We start from the raw sequence: 25,148 nt of genomic DNA, 5'->3' as shown, positions 1-25,148 counted from the left end.
TAAAAGCCTAATCACAGCGTATAAGCACGGTTTTGTTAAAATCTCACTTTCAGTGCAGGTTAACCTATACTTATCTATGTTAAAGGCCAACACGCCCTTGATTTTGATGGAGTATAAAATGGCAGATTATAAAACATGGCTTAGCGATTTAACTAATTGGTTAAAAGATGTAAAAGATCACGAAGTAAAAGATGCAATGACCCGATTTGTTGAATCTGAGCAAGCACTTAAAGACCTAGGCAAAGAAAAATACGGACTCTATAAAAGTTATTTGCAGCGCGACATAGAACACGTTCAAGAAAACGAATCGCACTATAATTCGCTTGCATGGCAAGAGCTTAAAGAGTCGTTATGGTATGAGCTTTCACACATAGAAGACAAAACCCAGCTAGAATGGCAGTCCCTTAGCCAAGATTTTAAGCACAATGGGATGTATCACGCAGGCGAATGGATAGCCATGGGCACATTAGTATGTAAGAATTGCACCCATAGTTTTGATATTTATCACGCTACACAAATTACACCGTGCATTGAATGTGATGGTATTTATTTTAGCCGTAAGGCATTACAACCCTAAATATATGTATTAAGTGGCTTGTAGGCCACTTAATACGCCCAAAGCCAGCGAGTATGTTGGTACAAAAAGAAGTTAGAATGACGAAAAAACTGCTGCCATTATCTGTTTCAAAGCTCGCACCGAGCATTTCTACTAATCACGTTAGCACGTGTATGAGCAATCCATACCCAGAGCAACTTACCTTTATAGGCCAACAACGCGCCCAAAGTGCGCTCGACTTTTCACTTGGGATGGAGCTGCCAGGCTACAATGTTTATGTAATGGGTGAGGCCGCGCATGGCCGATTTACACTCGTAAAAGACAAACTTAAACAACACGCAAAAGATCGCCCCACACCTAACGAGTGGTTGTATGTTAATAATTACGACGACCACCGCGAGCCAATTGCGCTATTTATGCAAGCAGGGCAAAGCAAGCAATTAAGTGACGACATAGACTCATTTTTAGATGAAGTACTCGACACCTTTCCGGCAGCGTTTGATAACCCAGCTTATCAACGCAAAAAAAAGTCAATCGAGAGCGAATTTAACGACGCTTACGACAGCGCTATTACCGCAGTAGAAGAAATGGCGCTTGAGCAAAGCGTAGCGCTAATAGAAGAGAAAAACGCCGTAGGTTTTGCGCCTTTAGTTGAAGGCAGGCAGTTAAGCGATAACGAATTTGCCGCCCTAGATGAAGAGCTTCGTGATGAGTTTTTTGAAAAAATAGAAAAACTAGAAGATGCCTTAATTGAAGCGCTGATTGAGTTGCCTCGCTGGAAACGCGAATCAAAAGAAAAACAGCGTAATCTAAAAAAGGCCACAGCCGAGCAAGCTACAAAGCCATTATTAAAAGACTTAGAGCATAAATACGCTGCACATATTGGTGTGCTGCGCTACTTAAAAGACATTCGCGTAGAAATAATTGATGCAGTACTTGAGTGGCTAGACGATGAAGATGAAAGCGAAGAAAGCAAAGAAGACTTTGACCGTAAAGGCATGCTTACCGACTTTTTTGCGCCTAACATTTTAGTTGAATTTAAAGAAGACGATGCCGCGCCTGTGGTGTATGAGCCAAACCCAACCTTTGGCAATATATTTGGCAAAATTGAGTATTCAACATCGCAAGGCTCACTTATAACTAGTTATCGCTCTATACAGCCTGGTGCATTGCACCGTGCAAATGGCGGTTACTTAATTATGGATGCCGAAAAAGTAATGGCCAACCCGCAAGTGTGGGATGGCTTAAAGCTTTCACTTAAAACGCACCAAATTAAAAACGACCTACCGTATCAAGACAGCTCAGTAGGCAGCAGTTTTACGCTGCGCCCGCAATTAATTCCTCTTGATGTAAAAATTATTTTATTAGGCTCGCGCGATTTGTATTACACCATAGGTGAGTACGATGAAGAATTTGCAGAGCTGTTTAGAGTACTTGCCGACTTTGATTACTATTTACCAAGTAGCGATAAGCTTCAGTACCAATTTATTACTAAAGTGAGTGAGTACTGCCAGCAAACGTTAAAGTGCACAACCACAGAGGCCGCCATGGTGCGGTTACTTAAATTTAGCTACCGCCAAGCAGAGCACCATAATAAATTATCGGCGCGCTTTGCCGATGTGCTTGAACTGGTGGCTGAAGCCAGCTTTTACGCCAAGCAAGATAAGCAAACACTGATTGATGCGCATCATATTGATGAAGCCATTGAAGGTAAGCAGTACCGCACCGGCCAAATAAGTGAAAATATGCTAAGCGATATAAAAGAAGGCCACACGCTTATTGCCACACAAGGCCAAGCCATTGGTAAAGTAAACGGCTTAACAGTGCTGCACATTGGCGATACGTCGTTTGGTACACCCGCGCGTATTACCGCCACCGTATACGCCGGCGCCGATGGTGTAATAGATGTTGAGCGTGAAGCCGAGCTAGGTAAAGCAATTCACTCAAAAGGTGTAATGCTACTTACCGGTTATTTAGGTAATAAATACGCCCAGCACTTTAGCTTAACACTAAGTGCTAACATAGCTATAGAGCAAAGCTACGGTTATATAGATGGCGATAGCGCCTCACTTGCTGAGCTATGTGCGCTTATATCAGCTATTACCAGTTTGCCTATTAGCCAGTCTATTGCCCTTACAGGCTCTATTAACCAACACGGTGATGTGCAAGCCATTGGCGGTGTAAACGAAAAAATAGAAGGCTTTTTTAAGCTGTGTAAAATGCGCGGCTTAACAGGCGAGCAGGGCGTTATTATTCCTAAATCTAACCAAGTTAACTTAGTACTTGATGATGAAATACTTGAAGCGGTTGAGCGCGGTAAATTTAATATTTACGCAGTAGAAACTGTAGACCAAGCACTTAACTTATTAATGGATATTGATGCAGGCGATATTATTGACGGCGAATACCCAGAGGATTCTGTTAACGGTATTGCTTTAGCACGCTTAAAAGATATAGCCGACATAGTTAATGGTGATAGCGAAGAAGATAAAGAAGCCGATGAAGATGAGGAAAAACACTAAATGATCAATATAATTTTAGCGGTGATCATCGCTATATTTTGTTTTTTAATTTTTCAAAATAGTAAAAAAGCAAAGCAACAAGCTGGCATTAACGCGCAAATTGAAGCCGACTACCTTGTCGCTAACGCAAAAGTAGAGGGCGTAATAGAAACCGCCTCAGGCTTACAGTACAAAGTGCTGCACAAAGGTGAAAGCGAAAATACACCTAACCCTACTAGTAAAGTAAACGTGCATTACCACGGCACGTTAATAGATGGCACCGTATTTGACAGCTCAGTAGAGCGTAAAACGCCAATAAGCTTTGGTTTAAATCAGGTTATTAAAGGCTGGACCGAAGGCTTACAACTTATGAGCCCAGGCGATAAGTACATATTTTATGTACCGCACCAATTAGCCTACGGCGAAAAGCGAGTGGGCAGTATTCCACCTGCATCACTGCTTATTTTTGAAGTAGAGCTTTTGGCTATTGAGTCTTAATACACGCGTAAAAAAGTGTTATTAACTTTATAAAAAACCCGTTAGCTAACGGGTTTTTTATTGCGTGTTTTTTTAAGTTATTTAAGTTATTTAATATTAAAACCAATTCGCTTAATTAAGTATTACTGCGGTTTGGTATAACTTTAATTATTTGGCCACCGCTGCCATAGAAAGCTTATTAAGCACCACAGCTATTTTATTAAGTACTTCTTCGCAGCCTTTTATATTGTGGCGTTCTTGTAAATAAGTGGGGCTGTTATAGGTAAGCCAAACTTGGCCATTGTTGTCTTGAGATATATGTACTTTTTGCGGTAAATCTATCGCCACACTTTGCTGGCACTGCATTAACGGTGTGCCTACCTTTGGATTACCAAAAATAATCACTTCACTTGGGGCCAATTCCATATCAACATTTTGAGCGTTTTTTTGATGATCTACCCGCGCAAAAATGGTTATCCCTTTGTTACTGGCTATTTTTTCAAAACGGTTAGCCGTTTCTTGAACAGAATAATTACTTTGAAAACGTACTAAGCTGTCATTCGCACTCGCCACGGCCGTGGCCGAGAGTAAAATAACCCCTAAAAATAGTCGGTTTAACATGGTTTGCTCCTCATAAAAAAAGGCCGGTACCAATTCGCTTAATTAAGCGGTTTATTTTGAGGCTGGAAAAACGTGTTGATAGCTAGGCAATAAATTCGCTATTTAGTCGTTCTCGGCAATAGCTTCTGCATTGCGCTACCTTCTGCATCCATGCAGTCGTAAATGAGAATTTTTAACGCAAGTAGCGACACGTTTAGCCCCACAAAATGATTAAGTATTAATGCGAATTGCTATTATAAAGCGTATGAAAAATACACACTATCTGAGTTCCTTATTTGGTTCAACACTGCGCAAAGGGAATATGTATAAAACGTGAGCATAAAAGTCTTTAAGTAGCTATTTTAGTTGCGATTAATTCGAAAAATAAGGATGAATATGAAATTATTTGCATTGCATATAGTAATGATAGTCGTTATCATTCGCGGCGTTTTATACACCTCTTTTCAGGATCAACATGTTTAACCAAAAATACTTGGCGCTTAGTATTGCTGCGTCTTTTTCTGCTTTTTCTAATGTGGCATTTGCCGAGCAAAATAACGAAATTGAAACAATAGAAGTAACAGGTCGCGCTCAGCAGTTTTACCTAGAAACCGAAAGTAAAATTGGGACTAAAACGGATTTAGATCTTATTAAATTACCGCAATCTGCGCAGGTATTAACCGAGCAGCTTATTATTGACCAAGCCGCGCGCGATATTACCGATTTATACCGCTCAATAGCCGGAGTAAGTGAGTACAGTTATTCGGGCGTTACTTTTCGTGGATTTAGAGACGATGCCAATGTATTTTACGATGGCGTACGCGGCGACCCGTACTCGGGCTTTGGTGTACCACAATTATTTAATGTTGCACGTGTAGAAGTATTAAAAGGCCCAGCCTCTGCGTTATATGGTGGCGGTGAGCCAGGCGGTATGATCAACTACGTGACTAAAAAGCCAAGTTATACGCAAACTAAAGAGCTAAAACTAACGCTTGGCAATTACAACACACATGGCGCCTCACTTGATATGACCGGCGGTTTAACCGACACCGTGGCATACAGAGTAGGTGGTTATTACGAGGAGCAAGACAGCTTTCGTAATAATGCAGATTCAAAAAACAGTGAGTTTACCGCTGGTTTATTATTTGATTTAACCGATTCAACCACACTAACCACCACAGTTGATTACATTAAGCAAGACTTAGGCGGTAACCGTTTACGTGGTGTACCGGTAGATGACAATGGCAACTTTTTAGTTGACCCTAGTTACAACGCAAATGAAGCATTTGACTACCAAGACATGGAAGCGTTAGTGCTGCAAGCCGAGCTAAAGCATTACTTTAATGATGATTTTTCTGTAAGTAGCACACTGCGTTACATGGATAACGAACGCGACCAAGCCTACCATGAGTCGCAAAGCTGGGTAGATGTAAACGGCGATGGTGAAGCAAATATTGATGACGAAACCATTAAACGCGAATACCGAAAGCAATACCGCGCCAACGAAGAAACAAGCTTAACCACCGACTTTGTTTATAGCTTTGAGCAAGGCCAATTAGCACACCAAGTATTATTTGGTGGCGACTACCACATAGTCGATACCGAGTACGATTACTTACGCGCCCGTTATGAAGCGGACGGCGTGGCTAACTTAAACATATTTGACTTAAATTACGGCGAAACCGACCCAAGTACATATAACCTTACCGACATGAACCGCGATGGTGTTGAAACCGACCGTTTTGGCATTTACGTACAAGATGTTGTAAGCATTAACGAGCAATGGACCGTGATTGCCGGCCTGCGTTACGATTATTTTAAAGAGCTAAATAAAGAAACCGGTTACAGTTATTCAGATAACGATGTAACACCGCGCGTGGCCGTTACATACCAACCTGTTGAAAATACCTCGTTATACATAAACTACTCAGAAAGCTTTAACCCAGCATCATCGGGTGACCAAGAAGATGTAGAAGGCGAGGGCAACTTAACCCCAGAAACCGGTAAACAAACCGAAATTGGTATGAAAAACCAATGGCTAGATGGCAAAATTATGAGCACCTTTGCTATTTACCAAATTAATAAAGAAAACGTAGTAATGAGTAACCCAGACGACACGGGCGCGGGTGACGGCATTGCAGCACTTTTAAATATTGGTGAGGTAGAAAGCCGCGGGTTTGAAACAACGCTGGTGGGCGATTTAACCGAGCACTGGACGCTAACCGCTAACTACGCCTACAACGATACATTGGTTGTTGAAGGTGTAACCGGCGATACTATTTCAAGCACCTACGGTGATGGCTCTCGCTTTGCTAATGCGCCGCGCCACCAAGCTGGTTTATGGTCGCGTTTTGCGCTTGATAGCATCGACTCGTCTATAGCATTTGGCGCAAATTACGTAAGCGAGCAAATAAGCCAAGATGGCCAAAAAGTTAAACCCTTTACTGTATTTGATATGAGCTGGACTACGCGCTTTGACGATGTGTTATTAAGCGTAAATATTAATAATATATTTGATAAAGAATACGCAGTAAGTGGCTTTAGTGAGCGTAACGGTCACTTCCCGGGCAGCCCACGTGAAATAGTAGGCCAAGTAACCTATAAATTTTAAAGTAAATTAAGCGCGAGCTTATCTCGCGCTTATTTTTTATTGCTATTAAAATTAGCGGCTTCTTGCGCTGTGTTAATAGCTGTAATAGGGAAGGGGATCACAATACCTTCTTGGTTATAGCGTTTATGTAGCGCTTTAATAAAAGCAGATTTAACCCAAAACCGATTAAAGTACTCTTTTGCGCGCAGCATTACGGTAAAATTAATGCTTGAGTTATCAAAGGTGTGATACACCACAAAGGTATTGTAATCATCAACCCCCCATTCATGGTCAATCAGTACTTGGCGCGCAACTTCTAGCGTTACTTGCTCTACAAATTCTAGGTCTGAGCTGTAGTGAACGCTTACATCAACAGGTACGCTCTGTTCTTTTTCGGGGTAAAAGTAATTAATAATACGCGATTTAGAAAGCTGACTATTAGGAATAATAATCATATTATTTGGCAGCATTTTAACCCACGTAGAGCGCCAACCAATTTTCTCTACAAAGCCTTGCTCCTTTGACTCAAGCTCAATAAAATCCCCCACCCGTATGGGTTTATCTATAACAAGTTGTACGCCCGAAAAAAAGTTTTCAAGGGTGGGCTGCAGGGCAAGTGCCACCGCTAATGACGTAATACCTAACGAGGCAATTATAGGCGTAATAGAAATACCCAAGGTGCCTAACAGCACTAAAGCCCCGACCGATAAAACGCTTACCCTAATAATGCCTTTAATAATACTTTGCGAATTAAAAATTACCGCCGACTCTTTGCTGCAGTAATTAATGGTGCCCACAAAAAAGCGGTCAAAAAATAAAATAATAGCCACTAAGCCCAAAATAATATTAATGGTCGAAAACGAAATATAGCTCGCAACCGGCTCGCCTTGTATTAACAACCCTTGCTCTATAATGGTGAGTAGCACAATAATTGTGCAAAGGGTGAGCGGTTTAGAGATAGAGGCGATAAGTAAGCTATCGAATATAAATTTAGTATGAGAGGTCCACTTTTTAAGCCAGTACATTATAAAAAAGCGGATGCAAAACAAAGCTATAGTTATAGAAACTAAACAAATAGCAATAACTACCCAAGGTTGCTCTGTTAGGTTGTAAAAAGTAGTAGCAGACATTACTTACCTCTCTTTTATAAACTTAAAAGAGTAAGCAGCAAGTTATGTACCTATATGAATAGTTAGCCAAGGCAAGGAAAGAGAGGCTATTTAAATAGCGTTAAACTGGCAAGCTAATACCTGCCAGTTTTAATGAAGGACTAAGGCCGTATATATTTCGAAGTTAAATTTATACTTTTTTAGCTATCCACATACCGCCAAGTACGGCTGCAAAAAATAACCAAAATTCCATTTTAAGTGAAGTAAGTTGCACAAGGCCCGGGCCTGGGCATATGCCGCTTAATCCCCAGCCCAAACCAAACAGTACAGAGCCAGTGATTAGCCGAGGGCTAATGTTTTTGACATCACTTAAAGTAAACGTTTCACCAAGCAGTGGTTTATCTTTTTTGGCAACCCAAAACCATGCCAGCATCATTATTCCCATAGCCACAGCCATTACAATAATTAAACTGCCATCCCATTGATTTTGAAAATTTAAAAAGTTAAGTACTTTGTCGGGGTTTGTCATACCACTAATGATAAGCCCTAAACCAAATATAAATCCTAAAATAACATGAATTACTGCTGTCATTTTTTTAACCTACTAGGTTTGCTGTAATTATAGCCACGGCCATAAATGTACATGTTGAAACCCACGAACGGGTAGAAAAACGCGACATGCCACATACGCCATGGCCACTTGTACAGCCATTAGCTAATGAGGTGCCCATACCGACAAGTAGCCCAGCTATAACTATAAGCACAGGCGATAAGCTCAGCTCACCTTCTAATAAAGATGGCGCAAATATACGCACTGCAATACCGGCTAATAATAGCCCTGCAATAAAGTATAATTTCCAACGCGACTCAGCCGTTTGCTTATTAAAAACAGATTTAACAATGCCTGATATACCGGCTATTTTTCCGTATAAAACCAGTAATAGTGCGCACGCTATTCCTATTAAAGCACCCCCTATAGCTGCCGCTATTGGCGTAAACTCTGTAACCATTTTATATTCCCCAAACAACCGACACACCTAGGCCTGATTGTTCCATTTCAATTGATACTTGTTGGTTTGGCGCTAAGTAGTTAGCACCCGATACTTTTTTAGCTGGCGAGTAAAAAGCCATTGCATTTAATTGTACCGTGTTACTAATAGAATGGCTAAACCCCGTAGTAAAATGCCATTCTTGCACACCTGGCGCTAAAATATTAAGTAAAACGTTTGATGAAGGAATAGGTTGCTCTGTATACGAAATACCTAAGCGAATTTTTTGTTTTGCTGTACGCTGCCACTGATAGCCAAGTTTATAAATGGTCATATCGTCCCAACCAAAACCTGCGCCTGCATCGGCACCTAGTGGAGCCGACATTAAATTATCAATCGGGTTAGCAATGCTGTTTACTTCACTGTAATTAATTTTTTGCCAATCAAATACAAGCTGGTTATTTGACGTAATTTTATAAGCTGCGCCAATTTGAAGCGAACTAGGTAAATCAAATCCACCTTGCTCTGCAAACAAACCTTTATAGCTATCAAACTCTTGCATAGACACTGATGAGCGGTAACTTGCTCCCCAGCTTAATGACGAGTTTATATCTTGGCTAATACCTAATTGAATACCTAAGCCTGTGCTGGTGTCGGTGCCATTATTGGTAAGGGCTTGGGGCGATTGCGAAAAAGGCGCAAAGTTTCCAAGGCCTGTAGCTTTAAACTGCTGCACTGCATAAATTGGTGATACACCAAGGCGTATTTGCTCGTTAAGTTTGTAGCTTATTGTTGGGCTAATAAACATTTGCTTTAAATCAACACCAGTAGTGCCAGCATAAAATGTGCCTTCAGGCTCTGAATCGGCGCTGTAGTCGGTGTTCATACCGCCATTACCATAAACTAATAAGCCAATACTTACTTTGTCATTAAGCTGGTGGCCAATAGCAAACTCAGGAATAGCAAATAAAGTGTTATCACTTTTTTGGGTTTTTGCTTGCAGGTAAAATGCGTCAGGGTAAAAGGTATCTACATCGGATGCTGAGTATTTTCGATCAGGCGAAAAAAGCTCTAAGCCCACAGATAATTGCGTGCCATTAGCTAAAAAGGTAGCAGGGTTATTAGCGCCAGACATTAACTCTTCAGATAGCGCAACACCCGCACCCGCCATGCCTTTGTGGGTCATGCCATAACCATGAGTAAAATACCCATTGGTAGCAAATGCGTTAAACGAACCTAAAGTAAGGGTTAGGGCCAAACCAGATACTAACTTATTTTTCATTTTGATAGACATACGTAGTGGGAAAACGCGGACAATAGCTAATTTTCTATATTCAAAAAAGGAATTTAAATCGATTCCTTATAGTAAAAAGGAATACTGAACGCGAGAGATAAGCCACTGTTTAGCGCAGTAATTATTAGATGGTTTAATACTGCTATTGAATCAATCATTTACCTAAAAAGCACAAAGCGGTGAAAAGAGTTCACCGCTTTCAGGGCTAATTACATAGACTCAAGTGTTTTACCACGGGTTTCTGTAATGTATTTAGCCACAAAAAATATGCTAATAAGTGCCGATAAAGCATAAAAGCCGTACGCACCTGCAAGGCCAATTTTAGCCAGCATAATAGGGAAGGTCATGGTAATGGCAAAGTTAGCAATCCACTGCGCGCTTGCAGCAACAGCAAGCGCTGCCCCACGAATACGGTTATTAAACATTTCGCCTAATAACACCCACACAACGGGGCCCCAACTTAAACCAAAAAATACCACAAATAAGTTAGCCATAATAAGCGCGAACGTACCCATGTTATCGCTAAGTACAAGCTTGCCTGCTTCATCAAGGCCTGCGCTGCCAAATATATAAGTAAGCGCGCTTAAGCTGATAAACATACCAATACTGCCTACTAATAGCAGTGGCTTACGGCCAATTTTGTCAACAAGGGCAATAGCAATAAAGGTCGATACAATATTAGTCGTACCCGCTAATACATTTATAAATAACGATTGCGACTCATCAAACCCAGCAGCTTGCCAAAGCTCAGAGCCGTAATAAAACACCACGTTAATACCTACAAATTGCTGAAACACACTCAGCGCAACACCCGCCCATACAATCGGGTGTACTTTTTTACTGCCATCAATAAATAAATCGCGAATACTCGGCTTTTTATCGCTGCGTAAGGAGCTTTTAACATCGCTTATTTGCTCAGCAACGTTGTCGTTCGAAATTTTACTAAATACTGTTTTTGCATCGTCTACTTTACCTTGCGCCACTAAATAACGAGGCGACTCAGGAATAAACAACACACCCACTAAAAACAGTATTGCAGGCACAAGCTCAGCCCAAAACATCCAACGCCAAGCGGCTATATCAAGCATTAAAATATTTTGCGCACTACCTGCTGCATCAGCAATTAAATAGTTACTTAAAAATGCAGCAAATAAACCCAATACAATAGCGAGTTGTTGTAATGTAGCTAAACGACCACGAAGGGCTGGTGGTGCAACCTCTGCAATATAAGCCGGCGCTAATACCGATGCAGCACCAATACCTAAGCCACCAAATAAGCGGTAAAAAATAAACTCGGCCGAGCTTTCGCTAATGCCCGAACCAAACGCACTAATGGCAAAAATAATCGCGGTGATGATCATAATTGCACGCCGGCCAAACTTATCAGCCAGCGGCCCCGCAGCAAGTGCACCTAAGGCACAGCCAAGTAATACAGACGCTACGTTAAAGCCCGTAGCTACACTGCTTGAATTAAACGCATTACCGAGTGCCGACACCGTGCCGTTAATAACACCCGAGTCAAAACCAAATAAAAAGCCACCAATAGCAGCCACGGCAGAGATAAAAATTACGTAAAAAAGAGAGCATGTGCCCAATGTGTGCGCCGAGCTATTACTGCTCGGCGAGAGAGGTGATGTCATAATTGTGTGTCCTGGTTTTTTATTATTGTGTACTTTACTATATTGAGACGTGTGGTGCTGCGTATTTTAAACGAATTTTATCTGGGCTAACTCTTTCATAATCAATATTAAAATTATTGTTTAATACTTCTAGCAGTCCTTTAATATCGCCCGTTTTGAACATGCCAGCTACTTGTACTTTTTTGAGACGGTCATCCTCTGAAAGCTCGAAATCTATATTTGTATAGCGGCTGATTTCAGCCATGGCTTCAGCAAGTGATTCACCTCTAAATATTAAGCTACCTTTACGCCACGATAATCTAGCGGCTACATCCATAGGATCAACTTTTTCGGCCGCTTTAGCAATTTTGCCTTTGAAGCTTAAATCAAGTTTTTCTCCCTTTGACACCGAAGTTGAACTATTTGATAAATACTGACCTTGTTTATTAGTCCCTTGGGAAAGATTTGGTAACGGTTTGGTACTTTGCTCTGCAACAAGGACTTTGCCATCTGTCACAATCAGTTCTATTTGCTTTTGACCTACTTCTACATTAAATGCAGTACCAACAGCCTGAATAACTTTATCACCAGCGATAACACTTAAAGGGCGCATTTTATCGTGAGCTACGTCTATATGAATTTCGCCACGCAGTAAATTTATTACGCGAGCGTGTTGGGTATACCTCACTTGAACAAAGCTATTTGTGTTTAAGGTGATTTTACTTTTATCAGAAAGCAGTATGTCCTTACTTTCACCTACGTCGGTTTGAAAATTAAGCTGTTTAGCAACCACAGCTGATTGATTAACCGGGTAAAAAAATGAAAAGTTAAACGCTTCTTGAAAAAAGCTAAGTGCAACAGCTAATAAAATAGATGCAGCTGTTGCACCTAACCACACAGGGAGGCGTTTTTGTTTTACTGGTGTTTGTGGAAACAGATCTGACAAGCGGCTGAGGTCGTCCATTTTGTCCCACAGCTGTGCTACTTCAAGTAACACCTCTACATTTTTATAAGATTGTGACAACCATTGCTTTAATGCTTGTTCTTCGAGCTTAGACAGTCCACGATCAAGTTTAGCCAGCCACTCACTTGCTTTATCAAGGCGCGCATCGTCGCTAGTGTTTCGTTCGTTTATATGATGAACATTACTCATTCCTCCCTCCTGCATTTAGCTGCGAAGAAGTATTTGGTTGCCCATAAACACTTTTTGTAGATTGACGCATAAATTTCGTACAACGTTTCATGCCTGTTGCTATATGTTTTTCCACGGTACTTTCACTAAGGTTTAATTGAGCAGCAATTTCTCGCTGCGAATAACCATACACTTTTTTTAATACAAACACTTTACGGCACTGCACAGGTAAAAGCCGTATGGCTTCACAAAAATTAGAAAATTCACTATCGGTGAGTGCTTTTTCGTACATTTCGTCTTGCTGGTGTTCCGATAAGAGTTGCTCTAACGCTTCCATGTTGTCGATCCCATCGACTAGGCGTATATTGGCTTGCTTTTGGTAATCGAGCGCTAAATTTCGCGCCGTTTTATAAATAAAAGATTTTGGTGAGCTTATGTTTTCAGTGTTTTTAATCTGACAAATTCGCACATAAGTTTCTTGCACTATATCTTCAATTTCATGTGGCGGCACTATACGTGCAACTACATTTGAGAGACTTTTGCGCGAGGCCAAATAGACCTTATAAAAAAGTGTGTCTTTCGTCATTTAGTGTGTGTCTCGTGTGTGTGTTTACGGCAATTATTGTTATTGTTTTGCCAATACAAACTAAGACGAATGGTAAGAAAAAATCCGCCATTAAATTTAAAAAATAAATAAGTTTTTTTATTTTTAAATTTAATGTTCACTAACCGCAAAGGGCATAAAGCTTGTAATGTAAAGGCGAAGTGTACTACAGTTTTTGCCATTATAAATACCTTACTAAGTACTGGCTCTGTACTTTAGAAACTTTAACTTTTTAATTAATAAGTAAAAAATTGCAATGTGGACTGTATTTTTAATTGTTTAAAAATACAGTTAAAAGCGCAAACAATAAAAATAATAAAGGCATAAAAAAAATTAGCATGGCTAGTCAAAAAAATAATTTATTAAAAAAAAATAAAAAAAATTTATGGAGGAAAATAAAAAGTCACTCGTCTTTGTTCTGTGTGTGGCCAAAAACTATACACAAGGAATATTTACATTTGCCGCTTTGTTTACCGCTTTATGCGCTGGTTTTTAGCTTACTCACCACCGAGGTAAAAGCGAGCGCTGTAAACGATAAAGCTGTGTTTAATATTCCAAGACAAAGGGCCGATTTATCGCTAATAAATTTTGCCGAGCAAGCCGATATTACTTTGCTTTTTCCGCTGGATAAAATTCAGCAGTTACAAACAAATACTATTGCTGGCGAGTATTCAATAATAAACGCATTACAGATTTTACTCGATGGCACAGGGTTGCAACCGCATGTTAGCGAAGATGGGCAAATATCTATTTTAATAGACCCAAGTTTCGAGAGAACTGACAACATGGCTAACTATAAAAAAAATGGCGTGTCCAGTGCTGTACTAGCTGTACTAAGCACAATGGCAACGCTCCCTGCAGTGGCAGAGACAGCAGCACAAGAACCAGAAATAATTGAAGTACGCGGGATCAGAGGCTCGCTTGGCCGAGCTATGGATGCCAAAAGAGAAGCGGGCGGCGTGGTCGACTCCATTTCAGCAGAAGATATTGGTAAATTTCCTGACACAAATTTAGCTGAGTCTTTACAGCGAATTACGGGGGTTTCAATAGACCGTTCAGGCGGTGAAGGGCAGCTTATTACGGTGCGTGGTTTTGGCCCGCAGTTTAATACTGTGCTTGTAAATGGTCGCCAAATGGCCTCTGAAAATCAAAGCCGTGCGTTTAGCTTTGATACTATTGCATCAGAGCTAGTTAAAAGCTTAGATGTATTTAAAACCTCAACAGCCACTATGCAATCTGGTGGTATTGGCTCAACAGTAAATGTAAATACTGCGCGACCATTTGCGATTAGCGGTTTTAAAGTGGCAGGTAGCGTTAAGGGTATTTACGATGAAAATAGCGAAGAAACTACACCTGAAATTTCTGGATTAATTAGTAATACATTTAATGATGACACATTGGGGGTTTTGTTCGCTGTTTCTCGCCAAGAGCGCGAAACACGCTTAAACCAGGCGCAGGTAGACGGCTGGTTAGAAAACGTGGGCGTCCCAAACCCGCAAACTCAAAGCGGGCAAGCATACACCGGTAATATTTTTTCGCCGCGTAATTACGATCATAAAGTAACAACAGAAACACGTACACGTACCAATGCAAACTTAGTAATACAGTACGCACCTTCAGATGATTTAGTTATCACTGCTGATGCGCTCTATTCTGATTTTGATGTAGAAGCAGACACAACGTCTTATGGGCATTGGTTTACAGCGCCAAACTTAGAAGGCTTTGGCGGCGCTGCAGGGCCAACTGTTGATGAAAATGGCACTGTGGTTGATTTATATCAAGAGGTAGGCCTTGCCACCGATATGCACGCTAAAAAGTTTGATCGTTTAACCAACTCTAGCGCATTAGGTTTAAACTTTGATTGGCATGTAAACGATAACTTAAATATGAAGTTTGATTTAAGCCACTCAAAAGCTGAGCGTGAGGCTAATAATGGTGGCGGGGATCAGTTATCGTTGATTGGCTATGCTAACCGAGTTCGATTTGAAGTGGATGGCGGTATTTTACCTTATGCGAGTGAGTTTGCCTCTGCTAACCCTAACATTTATAGCGGCCAGCAAGAGCTGGACGGTGTTGCTTATAACCCTGCAGTTACACCAGATGGCGTATCAAACCATTTAGATACAGCCAATAGCCGAGCACATGTAATGCTACGCCGTGGTTGGGCTGTAGAAGATACCGTGGATCAGTTTCGTTGGGATAGCATTTGGCATAACGATGGTACATCAGGCCTAGTCTCGGTCAAATTTGGTGCTATGTATTCAACTGAAACAAAAAATCTCGATCGTTGGGATAACGAAGGTGTTGGTATTCACTGTACTTTTTGTGGTTACCCAGATGACCCAAGTATGGATGGCTTAGCGCAATTTGTATTTGACGCAGGGGATGACTTTTTATCTGATGTGAGCGGCAGCGGTCGTATGCCAACGTCATGGCTTGCACATGATGGTGAGGCAAACTTTGCGTACCTTGAGCAAATAGCTGCAGCGAATGGTCAGCCTATTAGTTTTGATGCAGTTAAGCGTAATAAGTCGTTTGAGATAACTGAAGATACTTTCTCGTTTTATACAGAATTTGATTTTGAAGCTGAACTTGCAGGCATGCCTTTATACGCAACAGCCGGCTTTAGATACGAAAGCACCGATGTAGAAGTAAAAGGCACAGACGAGCCAGTTAGTGCATTAACGATCTTAGATAAAACGGAAATGCTCGCAAACTTTGGCGCCGTAGAAAATATTTCAGCAAGTTCAGATTACGAAGCGATTTTACCTAACTTTAGTGTAAAGCTTGAAATAAGCGATGAGCTAATAGCACGTGCTGCTGTATCACAAACAATTACACGACCAACACTCGATAGTATGTCGCCTGTAACTGTAATCGAAACAACTCGGCAGGGGGGCAATTTAACATCAAGCTCTGGTAACCCTGAACTTGAACCGTTTACCTCTGATAACTTAGATTTATCATTAGAGTGGTATTACGCTGATGCCAGTTATTTATCCGCTGGTTACTTTAGAAAGAATGTTGCTAACTTCATTATCAATACCACTGAAGATTTAACCTTTGAATTGTCTGGTGGCGGATTGTTGACTGACCCTTCAACAGGTAACGATGTAGATAACCCTGATGCAGCCGACTCAACGGCTGTATTTACAAACACCTTACCAAATAATAGCGAATCGGCGATTGTTGATGGCTGGGAAATAGCCTTACAGCATAGTTTTGACAGTGGCTTTGGCTTTATGGTTAATGCAACATTTGTAGACAGTGATGCAGAGCTAGACCCTGCAGATATAACTCAAGTATTTGCATTAACAGGCTTAAGCGACTCTTATAATGTGGTTGGCTTTTATGAGAATGGACCATTTCAAGCGCGTTTAGCCTATAACTGGCGCGATAGCTTCGTACAGTCACTTACACAGCTAAATGGTGATGGTGTGACAATTGTGGAAGATTACGCACAACTTGATGCTAGCGGCAGCTATGACATTACCGAAAATGTATCGGTATTTTTTGAAGGTATTAACTTAACCGAAGAGTATGTGCACAAGCGTGGTCGTTTTTCTAATCAATTATTATTGGTTGAAGATAGCGGACGACGTTTTGCGTTAGGTATTCGCGGTAGTTTTTAACTTTAATTAATAAAGTGGCTTTTACATTTAGTAATAGCCACTTTTTAAATATGCCTTTATAGGTAACAAGTATGAACCAGCAAAATAAAAAAATAAAAACAGTGGTTGTCGTTGGTGGTGGTATAGCGGGCTGGCTAACAGCAGGACGATTAGCGGCGCACCATAAAAGTAATACCCCCGATGGCCTTAATGTTGTGCTAGTTGAATCTCCAAATGTACCAATTATAGGTGTTGGTGAAGGCACTTGGCCTACCATGCGTAGTACATTAATAGCACTTGGTATTAGCGAAACCGACTTTATACGTGAGTGCGAAGCAAGCTTTAAGCAAGGTGCAAAATTTGCCAAATGGGTAGATGGCAGCAAGGATGATTTTTATTATCACCCATTAGTTTTGCCACAGGGCTTTTCAAAAACAGATATGGCAGGGCATTGGTTAAATAATACCGCTGAGTCAACGTCTTTTTCTAATGCAGTATGTTACCAAGAAGCTATTTGTGAGCAAGGGCTTGCTCCTAAAACAATTCGCACCCCAGAATATGCTGCCTTAGCCAATTATGCCTACCACTTAGACTCGGCAAAATTTGCCGTTTTTTTACAAAAACATTGTACGCAGGAGCTTGGCGTTAAACATTTTTTAGCTGATGTAACACAGGTCAATAGTGCTAAAAATGGCGATATTGCAAGTGTTACCACAAAGCAACAAGGTGAAATTAGCGGTGATTTATTTGTCGATTGTACCGGTTTTTCATCATTGTTATTAGGCGAGCATTATAAGGTTCCTTTTATGCCTTGCGATGATGTGCTGTTTATCGATACCGCCTTAGCAGTGCAAGTCCCCTATGAGAATGAAGATGAGAGCATTGCGTCTCACACAATTTCAACAGCGCAAGAAGCAGGCTGGATATGGGATATAGGGTTACAACACCGCCGTGGGGTAGGTTATGTGTATTCGAGTAAATACAGTAGCGAAGCACAAGCACGAGAAAAGCTTAAAGAGTATGTTGGCGATAAAATAGAGTCGTTAACAATTAGAAAAATCCCTATTAAAAGTGGCCATCGCTCACACTTTTGGCAGAACAACTGTGTTGCGGTAGGGCTTTCGGCTGGCTTTTTGGAACCGCTTGAAGCTTCTGCATTGGTATTAGTAGAAATGTCAGCGCAAATGATAAGCGAACAACTCCCCCACACCCGCGATATTATGGATATTACCGCCAAGCGCTTTAATGAGACGTTTAGCTACAGGTGGGAAAAAATAATCGACTTTTTAAAGTTACACTATATTTTATCAACCCGTGACGATAACGCATTTTGGCGTGATAACAGAGACCCAAAAACGATTCCTCAAAGCCTACAAGATCTAATGAAATTATGGCAATACCGCGCCCCTGCTGACCACGACTTTACAAGTAACAATGAGGTGTTTCCAGCGGCGAGTTATCAATATGTTTTATATGGTATGGGCTTTAAAAGTGACTACAGCACAACTTCCTATATGCTTAAAGACACTGATTTTGCTAAAAGTCAGTTTGATAAAAATAAAAGCATGATAAACCAAGCAGTCACTAACTTACCTAGTAACCGAGAATTGTTAAATAAAATTAAGAGTCATGGCTTTAGCACTATTTAGCTTAAAAATTTACACATAAAAACAATAAAGAGACACGCATGGAAAATTTAGTCGCATTAGAGCAAAGTGCTCATCAGCATATAAAAATAGACACACAAAAAGCACAATCACACGCTGAAAACATTAATATGATCCCTGTTGTTATGGCAGAACTTAATCAAATTGCCGTTCAGCAGCCTATAGTTTTTGCAAAAAACTCAGAAACAGGGGAGTTTACACTCAATGCTTTATTAGGCTTTGAGCAACATGAGAACTTGTTTTATCAGCACTCGCAGTGGCAGGGAGTATATTTACCGCTTCAGTTACAGCGTCAGCCATTTTTTGTTGGTGATACTCATGCAAAGCAAACTCAATACCCTGTGTGTATTAATTTAAATAGCCCAGCAGTCATTAATAACCAAGCGCAAAGCCAGAATGATTTAGAACCAATTTATGCCCAAAACGCAGAAGAAAGTGGTTATTTAAAAAAAATAAAGCAGTGTTTAGGGCATTTACTACAAGGCGAAATAGACAATAAAAAGTTAATAGATACTTTGTTACAGCATGAGCTACTGCAGCCATTATCGCTTGAGGTAACGTTTCAGAACAGTCAAAAAACAAAGTTAAACGGCTTATACACTATTAATCAAGAAAGACTCGCACAACTTGATAGTGATCAAATTACGCTTTTACATCAACGCGCTTTATTACCCGCTATTTATACTGTTATAACCTCACTTGGCCAAATATACCCATTGATTGAGCGTAAAAATGCGGTGCTTAATTTAGCCGATGATTGATTTTACACTTAACAAAAATATGGTGTTACAGATACACACTGTTGGGGAGGAGCAAACCCCAATCATTGTTATTGATGATTTTGTAAATAATGTAGATGCACTTATTAATTTTGCTGTGTTTTCTCAAAACGCTAGAGAAACATTTTGCGCACAAGAAAGTGATTTTTATCCAGGAGTAAGAAAAGTAGCACCGCTTAGTTATATCGAGCGGTTAAAAGACCTTGCGCCAATTATTAATTCACACTTTGATATGACAGATAAAAGCGAGTTTGATGTAATACTTTCTGCTTTTTCAATTGCATGCACTGAACCTTATGAGCTAAGGCCAATACAAATGCTCCCTCATTTTGATACACCTAATATGAATCAACTTGCTATGGTACACTTTTTATGTGATGAAACGCATGGTGGCACTTCATTTTATAAGCATAGAACCCTAGGGTATGAACGCATAACAAAAGAGCGATTTATGCCATATAGGCAAACTATTAAGCAGCAAGCCATGGCGCAAAAGCTTCACAAAAACCCACATTATATAAATGGCAGTACAGCTTTGTTTGAGCAAGTTTACAGTGTAGAGGCAAAGTTAAATCGGGTTGTTATATACCCAAGCAACTTATTGCACTCTGGTAATATAAATGCGGTTAACGATTATGCACGCGATCCAATTAATGGGCGTTTAACTATTAGTAGCTTTGCTGTTTTACGTTAGCTTTTTATTACCCGCTAAAACTTTCAAAGTACTCTTTTTGCAATTCTATAGTCAGTGCTTTAGTGCGAATACCTTGTACACTTTATCTTTTGTGTAACCTGCCGAATTTAAAATAAGCGCAGCGACTAACGCTGTGCGTCCATATTGATATTACCCATTTTCTTTTACATTAAAAGTTGAATATACCCCTTGAAAGCTGGTTAAAACTAATTAACCAATTAGCACGCGTAATTTATAGCGCAGTTTAGCTTATTCAATTAAAGTGGCTAATTAGTTTATTGAGTATTAATTCTTTTTTGAGGCTAGATGGATGCTAGAGATTGTTGCTACTGAAGACTTAAAGGCTGCCGCACACTTTACGTTTAACAATATGAAACCCTATTACGAAATTTATGCGGTAGATTGGGATGTAGAAGACGTTTATCAAGCTACCAAAAACCTTAAAAATTTTGATATTTTGTGTAAGGAGCAACACATAGGTGTCGTGCGCTTATCGTTTGAAGAAGGGCGTTGCCAACTTCGCGATATTCAGATTGAAACTGCTTATCAAAACAAAGGTTATTGTGCTCACGTTATTGCTAAAGTAGTTGATATGGCTCGTCAACAAGGCGTCAAATTCATAGACCTCAAAGTATTTCAGCGAAGCCCTGCATTTAAGTTATATAGCCGTATTGGATTTGCAGTCGATAGAATAGATGATCGTTTCTACTACATGAGCTTGCGAGTCTAATAGCAACAGTATTAAGAGGCGTAAAGTACTTGGTTTCACTACTCTTTAGCTAACTTTAGTCAAGTCCGACTGTCTTGCCTTATGCAGGCATTAGTTTTTAGGAAAGCGAGGTGTTCTTAATTGCTGTGTGGTCTGCTCAAAAATTTAAAAGTACATTTATGCCTGCAGGTTTTGGCTCATTCCTATTTGGTGTTTTTTTGGTTTACATAATTACGATTAGTTACCGTTAATAAGTGGCTAAGCTTATAAAGGGTAACTAAGAATGAGCGTTAACATATTCCCCAGTTTCTCCCTCATACCTCAAAGTTATTAAAGTATTCTTTTTGCAGAACTATAGTAAGCGCTTTAGGGCGAATGCCTTGTACTAACTTATATACCTCTTCTTTTGTGTAACCTGCCGAATTTAAAATAAGCGCAGCAACCAACCCTGTGCGGCCAGTGCCGCCTTTGCAATGTATGGCAATGGTTTGTTTTTGCTGTATAGCTTGTAGTATGTCTGCTTTGTGGGTGTTCCAGCTTGATATAAAAGGCTGTTTGGGTGCTTCGTCGTCATTTATAGGTAAATGAAACCAGGTTATATCGTGCTTATTGCACTCACTATTAATTGTTTGTACGTTGTTTTTTTCAAGCTCCTTTTGCGGCATAAGCGATAACAGCATGTGAGTGCCAGCGGCTTTTAATGTGGCGATTGAATCCGCTAGGTTTTGCGTTTTTGTACCAGGGCAAGGCGTAAAAATAATATTTGCGCCGTTATTGAGTGATAAAACATCGTATGGGTGCGCGCTCATGGTAAGTCCTTTATTTTTAATAAATTTACTTTTATACGCTCACTATAGCGTGTTTTAGTTACAAGTTTAAGATTGAATAATAAGCACAAATGCTAGATACTGTTTTTATATACAGTTGTGGCGATGTTATGAAAAAAGAATTACCAGCAAAATACTATTTAGCGCATTTTAGAGAGCTTATTGAGTTTGTAACAAGTAAATGTATGCATTTACTTGAGCCTAAACATAGTGAATTTATTAGTAAAATTAACCAACTAGATGAGCAAAGCCAATGCATGTTGGCGCGTGTGTATTCGCGCAAGCCTTATTTAGTGCAGGCGCAATCACTTAATTATGAAGAAATAACTTCGCCGCATCAGGCTATTTATACGCTAAAAACAGCGGGTATTTTATATGAGCCAAACGCACAGCATTACAAGCAGCTTATAGCGCATTTAACCAAGCCCATGCTGTTGGAGTTACTCAGTAATTACAGTGAGCAAGTAAGCTTTAAAAAAAGCGCAGCTAAAGGGGAGTTGGTTACTATTGCGTGCCAATTTTTTAGTGAACGCGCACATGATCTTGCCCCTTTATATAGCCAGTATGTGATAAATAACCGTGAAGATTATTACGAGTATTTTGAGTTTTTATTTGCAGGGCGCTTAAGTAGTGGCGATGTAAACCATCAAAACCGCTTTGTTATGCGCGATTTAGGGTTAACCGCTACCCGCGAAGGGCACAGCGAGAGCTTGTCGCGCTTTAATACATTGGCTGAGGCGCAATCTAATTACGTTTTAAATCGTTACCGTTTAGCGTTTAAAAACATTGGCAAAACAGCCGGTAATACAAAAGATGAAATCTTTGATGACAAAACCTCTTACACCGAGCTTTCGCATTTAGTTTTAGCGCAACCGGCGCATGGCGCACAAGCGCACGACATTAAAAATAAATTGCTGGTTAGGCTGTATAAACAACTTAAAAATACCGATAGCGAACTTGCTTTTAGCTTACTTGAAGGCTGCACCGATTACGCCGAAGCACAAGAAATTCAAATAAGAGAGCAATACCGCCTAGGTAATAAAGCGTGGGTAAAAGCGCAGCTAGAGCAAATTATAGAAAACCCGCTCACCGACGATTTGCTGTACTTTGCTGATGACTTTTTAATGCGTAAGTTTAATAAACAAACGCGTTCGCGCTTAAGTACTATGCTGGCCGATACCCAGTGTGTACTTGAAATTGACGAAATTTACCGAGGCGATGTAGAGCAAGGCGTAAATGAGCATTACAGTGCAAAAGGGTTAACGGTTTTTAATACCGAAAACACCTTATGGCAAAGCTTGTTTGGCTTAGTATTTTGGCACGAGTTATTTATAGAGTCGCCATACCCGCCGTGTAATGAATTTGATATTTACCCGCAAGTTTTGCAGCTTGGTAATTTTTATGAAGCACAAAGCACGCAAATTGACGCACGTTTAAAAAGCTGTAGCACTAATCAGGCGCTGCTTAATTTGGTATGTAAGCATGCCGCGCAGTATTTTGAGCAGCCCAATGGTTTATTTAGATGGCGCAGCAATTTATTAGAGCCACTAGAGGCACTTATTTTAAACAGCCCGCTTGAAGCGATAATTGCGCACTTAACGGCAATGAGTAAACACTATTTACAGCTAAAAGACGGTTACCCCGACTTAATGGTTATTAATAATGGCCAAGTACATTTTGAAGAGGTAAAAGCCCCAGGCGATAAGCTTAGGCGCAACCAATTAACCACCATTGATAATTTAAAAAATGTAGGTTTTACAGTACATATTGCTGCAGTTAAGTGGTTTGTGGACCCTAACCGTGTTTATAGCGTAGTTGATATAGAAACCACGGGCGGCTTAAAAGGCGGTAACCGCATTACCGAAATTGGCATTGTTAAAGTGCAGCACGGTAAAGTAATTGATACCTGGACGACACTTATTAATCCGCAGCGCCATATCCCAAGCTTTATTACTAAATTGACCGGCATAAGCGATGGCATGGTTTACAACGCGCCTGTATTTGCCGATATAGCACAGCCACTACTAGATAAACTCGCAGGCAGTATTTTTGTAGCCCATAACGTAAACTTTGATTACGGTTTTATAAAAAAAGAATGCGAGGTTGCAGGGCACTTTTTTAAAATGCCAAAAATGTGCACCGTGGTCGAATCGCGCAGAGCGTTTAAAGGCTTAAAGTCGTATTCGCTTGGTAACCTCAGCGCGCATTTTAATTTAAACTTAACCAGCCATCACCGCGCATTGGCCGATGCTACCGCCACTGCCGAGCTGTTATTGCTGATCCAAAACAGTGAAACGCTTACGCAGTAAACGAGTAACTTATATTTAAGAGTATGAAACTTAAATAATTAAGTAACGTTATTATAATTTTTTATTTATTTTTGGAATAAAGTGTTTTTGTAAATCGTCTTCTTTATGTCAATCCGACAAACTAGAGGACAAAACAATGACTAAATTAAATAAAATTGTAAGCGTAATGATGTTAAGCGGTGTGTGTACTTTTACAGGTGCAGTGCACGCCGCTGATATTGAACTATCTCAGTCAACGTCGGCGCAGCAACAAACATCTACATCTATTGCGCTTTCACAAAATGGTTTAACAGCCAGTGGTAGCAACGAGTCAAACGTATCTAACGATACACAAGTAACGGCTGATGATTCGCAAAACACAGATTCAACGGCGAATAATACGCAAACTCCAGCGCAAGAAAGCAGTGAGGCCGCAGAGCCTGCAAATTCATTAGTTGCATCTGCCGGCTCATCTTTAAATAATGCATTAAATGCATCGGCCTCGTCTTTCAATAACTCAGGCAATACAGCGCTTGATACAACAGTCAATACAGCGCTTGATACAACAACGCAGTTAACCTCATCGGCGGGTAATTTAACAACCGCTGTGAGCCAGTCATCATTACTTTCTGTTACCTCTGAACAAGGCGCTCAGCCAGATACTACCGACGCACCAATAGATGCCTCTTTACTTTCAAATGTGGGCAGCGCTACCGATTCAGTTACACAAGCTGATGCAACTAATGCAACTAATGCCGGTGAGCTTACAAACCAATTAGCAATTACTAATACGGCTGCAAACTCAGTGAGCTCTGCACTGCAAGCGGGTGATGCAATTAATACCAGTAATGAAGTAGTAAGCAGTGTTCAGCAATCTTTAATTGCCAGTGTGCAAGACAGTACGGTTAGTAGTTTACAAAGCACAGTACAACAAAGTGTTAGCGGGCAGGTGAGTGCAGCGGTTACTGATCAAATTAGTAACGATGTAGCACTTAGCACCGCAAGTGAAGTAGTAACCAACATTACTAACGATTTAGACCTAGGCCTTTAATACGCCAAGTGCTTGCACAAATGCCGAATGGGGAAACCTATTCGGCCTGTT

The 25,148-nt window shown here is 40.4% G+C and carries 20 protein-coding genes and 1 pseudogene; 11 read left to right on the top strand and 10 right to left on the bottom strand.

Annotated elements, in window-relative coordinates:
* Positions 1–118 precede the first annotated feature (118 nt).
* The 3 genes from L650_RS0103250 to L650_RS0103240 all read left to right on the top strand — a co-directional run bounded on the left by L650_RS0103250 (position 119) and on the right by L650_RS0103240 (position 3,555).
* Entirely contained in the window at positions 119–577 is a 459-nt protein-coding gene (locus tag L650_RS0103250) for a zinc ribbon-containing protein (RefSeq protein WP_004585924.1), read from the top strand.
* Between the two features lie 77 nt (positions 578–654).
* Positions 655–3,078, top strand: a complete 2,424-nt coding sequence (locus tag L650_RS0103245) for a Lon protease family protein (RefSeq protein WP_029772178.1) — start codon at positions 655–657, stop codon at positions 3,076–3,078.
* Complete coding sequence (locus L650_RS0103240; RefSeq protein ID WP_029772177.1) at positions 3,079–3,555, top strand: FKBP-type peptidyl-prolyl cis-trans isomerase; 477 nt, start codon at positions 3,079–3,081, stop codon at positions 3,553–3,555.
* Positions 3,556–3,702: 147 nt separating this feature from the next.
* On the opposite strand, the gene L650_RS0103230 is transcribed toward L650_RS0103240, so the two are convergent.
* Positions 3,703–4,155, bottom strand: coding sequence for a DUF302 domain-containing protein (locus L650_RS0103230; protein WP_029772176.1), 453 nt, complete (start codon positions 4,153–4,155; stop codon positions 3,703–3,705).
* Positions 4,156–4,609: 454 nt separating this feature from the next.
* Here L650_RS0103230 and L650_RS0103225 point away from each other — a divergent pair, with 454 nt between their 5' ends.
* Complete coding sequence (locus L650_RS0103225; RefSeq protein WP_029772175.1) at positions 4,610–6,745, top strand: TonB-dependent siderophore receptor; 2,136 nt, start codon at positions 4,610–4,612, stop codon at positions 6,743–6,745.
* Between the two features lie 29 nt (positions 6,746–6,774).
* Here the strand turns inward: L650_RS0103225 and L650_RS0103220 are convergent, their stop codons facing one another.
* The 7 genes from L650_RS0103220 to L650_RS0103190 form a co-directional block, all read right to left on the bottom strand.
* Complete coding sequence (locus L650_RS0103220) at positions 6,775–7,854, bottom strand: mechanosensitive ion channel family protein (RefSeq protein ID WP_029772174.1); 1,080 nt, start codon at positions 7,852–7,854, stop codon at positions 6,775–6,777.
* Between the two features lie 169 nt (positions 7,855–8,023).
* Positions 8,024–8,425 carry a DUF6691 family protein gene (locus L650_RS0103215; RefSeq protein WP_029772173.1) on the bottom strand — a complete coding sequence of 134 codons (402 nt, stop codon included), beginning with the start codon at positions 8,423–8,425 and terminating at the stop codon, positions 8,024–8,026.
* 4 nt (positions 8,426–8,429) lie between these two features.
* Positions 8,430–8,843, bottom strand: coding sequence for a YeeE/YedE family protein (locus tag L650_RS0103210; protein WP_024033749.1), 414 nt, complete (start codon positions 8,841–8,843; stop codon positions 8,430–8,432).
* Between the two features lies 1 nt (position 8,844).
* Positions 8,845–10,104 (bottom strand): OmpP1/FadL family transporter, encoded by a 1,260-nt coding sequence (locus L650_RS0103205; RefSeq protein WP_029772172.1) that lies wholly within the window; start codon positions 10,102–10,104, stop codon positions 8,845–8,847.
* A gap of 221 nt (positions 10,105–10,325) precedes the next feature.
* Entirely contained in the window at positions 10,326–11,756 is a 1,431-nt protein-coding gene (locus L650_RS0103200; RefSeq protein WP_024033747.1) for a sugar porter family MFS transporter, read from the bottom strand.
* A gap of 37 nt (positions 11,757–11,793) precedes the next feature.
* A complete protein-coding gene (locus tag L650_RS0103195; RefSeq protein ID WP_004585932.1) occupies positions 11,794–12,888 on the bottom strand; it encodes a FecR family protein in 1,095 nt (364 codons plus the stop codon).
* Positions 12,881–13,453: an RNA polymerase sigma factor gene (locus L650_RS0103190; RefSeq protein WP_029772171.1), complete on the bottom strand. Its 573-nt coding sequence runs from the start codon at positions 13,451–13,453 to the stop codon at positions 12,881–12,883. Before L650_RS0103190 ends, L650_RS0103195 begins: the two co-directional genes overlap by 8 nt.
* 356 nt (positions 13,454–13,809) lie before the next feature.
* Here L650_RS0103190 and L650_RS0103180 point away from each other — a divergent pair, with 356 nt between their 5' ends.
* The 4 genes from L650_RS0103180 (at position 13,810) to L650_RS0103165 (ending at position 20,222) form a co-directional block, all read left to right on the top strand.
* Positions 13,810–17,103, top strand: a complete 3,294-nt coding sequence (locus L650_RS0103180; RefSeq protein ID WP_029772169.1) for a TonB-dependent receptor — start codon at positions 13,810–13,812, stop codon at positions 17,101–17,103.
* A 71-nt stretch (positions 17,104–17,174) separates the two neighbouring features.
* Positions 17,175–18,731 carry a tryptophan halogenase family protein gene (locus L650_RS0103175; protein ID WP_029772168.1) on the top strand — a complete coding sequence of 519 codons (1,557 nt, stop codon included), beginning with the start codon at positions 17,175–17,177 and terminating at the stop codon, positions 18,729–18,731.
* A gap of 38 nt (positions 18,732–18,769) precedes the next feature.
* Complete coding sequence (locus L650_RS0103170; protein WP_029772167.1) at positions 18,770–19,510, top strand: SapC family protein; 741 nt, start codon at positions 18,770–18,772, stop codon at positions 19,508–19,510.
* On the top strand, positions 19,503–20,222 hold the full coding sequence (locus tag L650_RS0103165) for a DUF6445 family protein (protein ID WP_029772166.1): 720 nt from the start codon (positions 19,503–19,505) through the stop codon (positions 20,220–20,222). The genes L650_RS0103170 and L650_RS0103165 overlap by 8 nt, the downstream gene beginning before the upstream one ends.
* A gap of 7 nt (positions 20,223–20,229) precedes the next feature.
* On the opposite strand, the pseudogene L650_RS24440 reads toward L650_RS0103165, so the two are convergent.
* A pseudogene (locus L650_RS24440) lies at positions 20,230–20,363 on the bottom strand (protein phosphatase); the annotation flags it as partial.
* Positions 20,364–20,532: 169 nt separating this feature from the next.
* Between L650_RS24440 and L650_RS0103160 the strand changes: the two are divergent.
* Positions 20,533–20,952, top strand: a complete 420-nt coding sequence (locus L650_RS0103160; protein ID WP_029772165.1) for a GNAT family N-acetyltransferase — start codon at positions 20,533–20,535, stop codon at positions 20,950–20,952.
* A gap of 293 nt (positions 20,953–21,245) precedes the next feature.
* Here the strand turns inward: L650_RS0103160 and L650_RS0103150 are convergent, their stop codons facing one another.
* Positions 21,246–21,740, bottom strand: coding sequence for a dual specificity protein phosphatase family protein (locus L650_RS0103150; protein WP_029772164.1), 495 nt, complete (start codon positions 21,738–21,740; stop codon positions 21,246–21,248).
* Positions 21,741–21,829: 89 nt separating this feature from the next.
* Here L650_RS0103150 and L650_RS0103145 point away from each other — a divergent pair, with 89 nt between their 5' ends.
* Both L650_RS0103145 and L650_RS0103140 read left to right on the top strand, forming a co-directional pair.
* Positions 21,830–24,067, top strand: coding sequence for an exonuclease domain-containing protein (locus tag L650_RS0103145; RefSeq protein WP_029772162.1), 2,238 nt, complete (start codon positions 21,830–21,832; stop codon positions 24,065–24,067).
* A 136-nt stretch (positions 24,068–24,203) separates the two neighbouring features.
* Positions 24,204–25,097, top strand: a complete 894-nt coding sequence (locus tag L650_RS0103140) for a hypothetical protein (RefSeq protein WP_029772161.1) — start codon at positions 24,204–24,206, stop codon at positions 25,095–25,097.
* Positions 25,098–25,148 lie beyond the last annotated feature (51 nt).

This window comes from Pseudoalteromonas sp. TB51, from assembly GCF_000498055.1.
Classification (GTDB): Bacteria; Pseudomonadota; Gammaproteobacteria; order Enterobacterales; family Alteromonadaceae; genus Pseudoalteromonas; species Pseudoalteromonas atlantica.
Note: the sequence above shows the minus strand (reverse complement) of the source record. Positions and strands in the feature narration are given on the sequence as shown.

Bases quoted from the DNA above. Each gene is read 5' to 3' on its own strand.
- L650_RS0103250 (WP_004585924.1), top strand. From the start codon at position 119: ATGGCAGATTATAAAACATGGCTTAGCGATTTAACTAATTGGTTAAAA.
- L650_RS0103245 (WP_029772178.1), top strand. From the start codon at position 655: ATGACGAAAAAACTGCTGCCATTATCTGTTTCAAAGCTCGCACCGAGC.
- L650_RS0103240 (WP_029772177.1), top strand. From the start codon at position 3,079: ATGATCAATATAATTTTAGCGGTGATCATCGCTATATTTTGTTTTTTA.
- L650_RS0103230 (WP_029772176.1), bottom strand. From the start codon at position 4,155: ATGTTAAACCGACTATTTTTAGGGGTTATTTTACTCTCGGCCACGGCC.
- L650_RS0103225 (WP_029772175.1), top strand. From the start codon at position 4,610: ATGTTTAACCAAAAATACTTGGCGCTTAGTATTGCTGCGTCTTTTTCT.
- L650_RS0103220 (WP_029772174.1), bottom strand. From the start codon at position 7,854: ATGTCTGCTACTACTTTTTACAACCTAACAGAGCAACCTTGGGTAGTT.
- L650_RS0103215 (WP_029772173.1), bottom strand. From the start codon at position 8,425: ATGACAGCAGTAATTCATGTTATTTTAGGATTTATATTTGGTTTAGGG.
- L650_RS0103210 (WP_024033749.1), bottom strand. From the start codon at position 8,843: ATGGTTACAGAGTTTACGCCAATAGCGGCAGCTATAGGGGGTGCTTTA.
- L650_RS0103205 (WP_029772172.1), bottom strand. From the start codon at position 10,104: ATGAAAAATAAGTTAGTATCTGGTTTGGCCCTAACCCTTACTTTAGGT.
- L650_RS0103200 (WP_024033747.1), bottom strand. From the start codon at position 11,756: ATGACATCACCTCTCTCGCCGAGCAGTAATAGCTCGGCGCACACATTG.
- L650_RS0103195 (WP_004585932.1), bottom strand. From the start codon at position 12,888: ATGAGTAATGTTCATCATATAAACGAACGAAACACTAGCGACGATGCG.
- L650_RS0103190 (WP_029772171.1), bottom strand. From the start codon at position 13,453: ATGACGAAAGACACACTTTTTTATAAGGTCTATTTGGCCTCGCGCAAA.
- L650_RS0103180 (WP_029772169.1), top strand. From the start codon at position 13,810: ATGGCTAGTCAAAAAAATAATTTATTAAAAAAAAATAAAAAAAATTTA.
- L650_RS0103175 (WP_029772168.1), top strand. From the start codon at position 17,175: ATGAACCAGCAAAATAAAAAAATAAAAACAGTGGTTGTCGTTGGTGGT.
- L650_RS0103170 (WP_029772167.1), top strand. From the start codon at position 18,770: ATGGAAAATTTAGTCGCATTAGAGCAAAGTGCTCATCAGCATATAAAA.
- L650_RS0103165 (WP_029772166.1), top strand. From the start codon at position 19,503: ATGATTGATTTTACACTTAACAAAAATATGGTGTTACAGATACACACT.
- L650_RS0103160 (WP_029772165.1), top strand. From the start codon at position 20,533: ATGCTAGAGATTGTTGCTACTGAAGACTTAAAGGCTGCCGCACACTTT.
- L650_RS0103150 (WP_029772164.1), bottom strand. From the start codon at position 21,740: ATGAGCGCGCACCCATACGATGTTTTATCACTCAATAACGGCGCAAAT.
- L650_RS0103145 (WP_029772162.1), top strand. From the start codon at position 21,830: ATGCTAGATACTGTTTTTATATACAGTTGTGGCGATGTTATGAAAAAA.
- L650_RS0103140 (WP_029772161.1), top strand. From the start codon at position 24,204: ATGACTAAATTAAATAAAATTGTAAGCGTAATGATGTTAAGCGGTGTG.